This is a genomic window from Planktothrix sp., from assembly GCF_046067725.1.
Lineage (GTDB): Bacteria > Cyanobacteriota > Cyanobacteriia > Cyanobacteriales > Microcoleaceae > Planktothrix.
On sequence record NZ_JBJUDF010000184.1, the window covers coordinates 1 to 2801 of the forward strand.

4 protein-coding genes are annotated in these 2801 nt (G+C 44.4%); 3 read left to right on the forward strand and 1 reads right to left on the reverse strand.

Going from position 1 to position 2801, the window contains the following annotated elements; genetic code table 11:
* From ACKPEB_RS11270 to ACKPEB_RS11280, 3 genes are all read left to right on the forward strand, one after another.
* Positions 1-899, forward strand: an 899-nt coding sequence (locus ACKPEB_RS11270) for a hypothetical protein (RefSeq protein ID WP_408964990.1), incomplete at its 5' end; no start/stop codon positions are given.
* Between the two features lie 10 nt (positions 900-909).
* The gene (locus ACKPEB_RS11275) at positions 910-1686 is read left to right on the forward strand and encodes an RAMP superfamily CRISPR-associated protein (RefSeq protein WP_408964991.1); all 777 of its coding nucleotides are present in this window, start codon (positions 910-912) and stop codon (positions 1684-1686) included.
* 12 nt (positions 1687-1698) lie between these two features.
* Positions 1699-2133, forward strand: coding sequence for a hypothetical protein (locus ACKPEB_RS11280; RefSeq protein WP_408964992.1), 435 nt, complete (start codon positions 1699-1701; stop codon positions 2131-2133).
* A gap of 52 nt (positions 2134-2185) precedes the next feature.
* Here the strand turns inward: ACKPEB_RS11280 and ACKPEB_RS11285 are convergent, their stop codons facing one another.
* Positions 2186-2539, reverse strand: coding sequence for a hypothetical protein (locus tag ACKPEB_RS11285; protein WP_408964993.1), 354 nt, complete (start codon positions 2537-2539; stop codon positions 2186-2188).
* Between the last annotated feature and the right edge of the window lie 262 nt (positions 2540-2801).

Consider the following 2801-nt stretch of genomic DNA (forward strand, 5'->3'; position numbering starts at 1 on the left):
TCGGTTGTCGCTGGCCCCCGAATGGGCATCAGTTGGCAGCTTGTTTGAATTTACCCAGTCAGAGTCAACTCTGGGGGCCGTTTTGGGAATATAAGAGTGAATTTTATGTTCCCTTACCCTTGCCCGTTTATACCCTCGATGTTGATATTGCGTCCCCGAACTTACCTCGCAACCTGTATCGAATGCAGTGGACAAATACCGAACAATGGCAGGTGCAACCGGAACACCAAGGAAAAGACATTGAAGTGATCGGAGGTCAATATTTAATACCGGGTAACACTTTACAGCTATTTTGGCAAGAGCAAAAGTTAATGTTTAAGTCGGGTACAGCCCCCGATAACCCGCTTCAGCCTTTACCTTGGGAGTCCCTCACCCTCAGCCATAACCGTCGCCAAGACTTTCAAGTGGTGGACGAGGGGGGATTTTTTGCCGAACAAACGACTTTAATGGCCCCCGGATGGTCAATTTTAGTCAAAATTATCGGCGACTATCAACCCCCCGACTGGGGAATATTGGGGGCGGGAACCCCCGTTACTATCAGCCCTATTCAAGAAAAGAACAATTGGCAATGGTTAACGGCCTCCTGTCCCCAACCCCAAGGGGGAATTTTACTGACGGCGGCTTTATGGCAACAACCGGGACGGAAAATTTCTGTCCCCAAACCCCCAGGCGTCAAGGGTTACGCGGCAGAAATGGGCATTCCTTGGCAGTCGTGGAAGAAGGTACGCGATCGCAAAGACCCAAACCGTCGGGTTTCCGTCTTGACGCCGGGGGAATGGATGACGCCTGCGGGGGCGGTGTATTTATGGGAGGGAACGCCTCCGGTATCAGAGTCGGGGCCTTATCCTGATGCCTTTCATCGGGATGCCTTGGGTTATGGACATTTATGGTTATTTTGAGGATTGCATCATGACTACAGAATGGTTAATTTGTCAAGAACCTGTACATATTGGCGGGGCGGATAGTAGCAGTCGGGGAAATAATAACCCGATTTTTCGCCTGAGCGATCGCACTCCGGCTATTCCGGGGAGTTCTCTGCGGGGGGCTTTGCGGGAACACGCCGAACACACCCACGCTAATTTTGTTAATCATTGGTTTGGGGGTCAGGATAACGCTATTTCCCCAGGGGCGATCGCTTTAGGGTGGGGCTGGCCCGTTTGGTGGCCCGTTCATGTCTTGGGTTATGGTAACTGGTGGGTGAGTTGTTTACAATGGTTAAATCGTTTTCAACAATTATCTCAACAGTCGCCTTTGAATTTAGATCGAAATAAGGTTTTGATCACGGATAATTCCTTAAATAATCAAACGGTTTATTTGCGGTGGTTGAAGTTAGAAAAGGTACAATATCGCAACCCGAATGAGGGGCAAAAATTGCCTGTTCCCAGTTCTATTCCCAGCGATCGCTTAATTATTGTTCCTGACACCAGTATTAATTTATTTGTTGATATGGGGTTAGTTCGTCAACCTCGTGTGAGTTTGCATGATGAACCGGACGAAAAAGGCAATTTAGTTAAAAATTTGTTTGGGGTGGAAGGGTTTCCTCCGGGGGCGGTTTTTTTAACTTCTTGGACTACACGGGGTCAGGTTCAAAATGTCGAGGACTGGGAAAAGTTTCTCCATGCTGAACATTATTTAGGCGGGTTATGGAGTGTGGGTTTTGGTCGAATTTTAATTGAAAAGATTTAAGGAGGAAATATCATGTCGGTAACATCCTATGAGTTAGATCGAGAGGTTTTTACCCTCTTAAATAAGGGGGCAAATTCTCTGGGAGACTGGCAAGGGGCCGCCAGTGGAATTAGTGACTATGTGGCAAGTTGGGGCGTAGAACGATTTTGGGCGATGTCTCGTTCTTCGGTGTTATTAGGAGGCGGTGTTCCCAATGCTGCGGGGGGTTCGGACGAACAACGCCGTTATTTTGCTTGGGGTGTGGCGCGAGTGGTGTTGTGTAAAATTGTCGGATCTCATCTCAATATTAAGGCGGAGATGACGACGGAACAATTTCAAGAACGGTTCAGAAGTTTGAATTTTAATCAGCAGGTTTTATTAACAGATTTGTTAATCGAAATTTCTGATACGATTCAATTCTGGACAATGCGAATTAAGGACGCGAAAGACTCTAAATTGCCTGTTTAATCTCGGTTAAATTAAAGTAGGGGCAATTCATGAATTGCCCCTACTTATCAACCTAATCATAAAATTGGTAACTACCACCTGCCAATTTACAAATATTGATATCATATTTTTCGATTACATCACCATCAGCAAATTTGGCTTGAAAGTCATAGATACAAGTTGTGCGCTCATCATTGAAATTAATTTCTATCGCCTTTCCAGAGCGTAAAACATCATCACCTAAAATATCGTTTTCCCAATTTTGAGTCCCACTAGGAGAAGCGTAAAATTCTGTCATATTTGCCCTTGTTTTATTTTCTAACAGAATGGTAATGTCTTCAGCTAAAACTTTTGATGTATTTGCTAATACACTGGGAATAACCAAACTGGCTACAGTCAGACCTGTGAAAAATGCTCTTAGTTCCATAGTTAGTTACAAGTCTCTCAAAGTGAAAATGTATACTTTACAAGTATGTCTTAACAAATAAATGTTTGTCAAGTATAGAAGTCGCTACTTTCTCTAGGAATATACACATACTTCTTTCTCCAAGTTTCAACACCTTTTCTTCCTAATAGAAGTCGCTACTTTTGAAAGGTTGGTGGGAAGAGTCATTCGATGGGATGTTGTTTCAACACCTTTTCTTCCTAATAGAAGTCGCTACTACTGGAAAAAGCAGCCTATCTGGGAG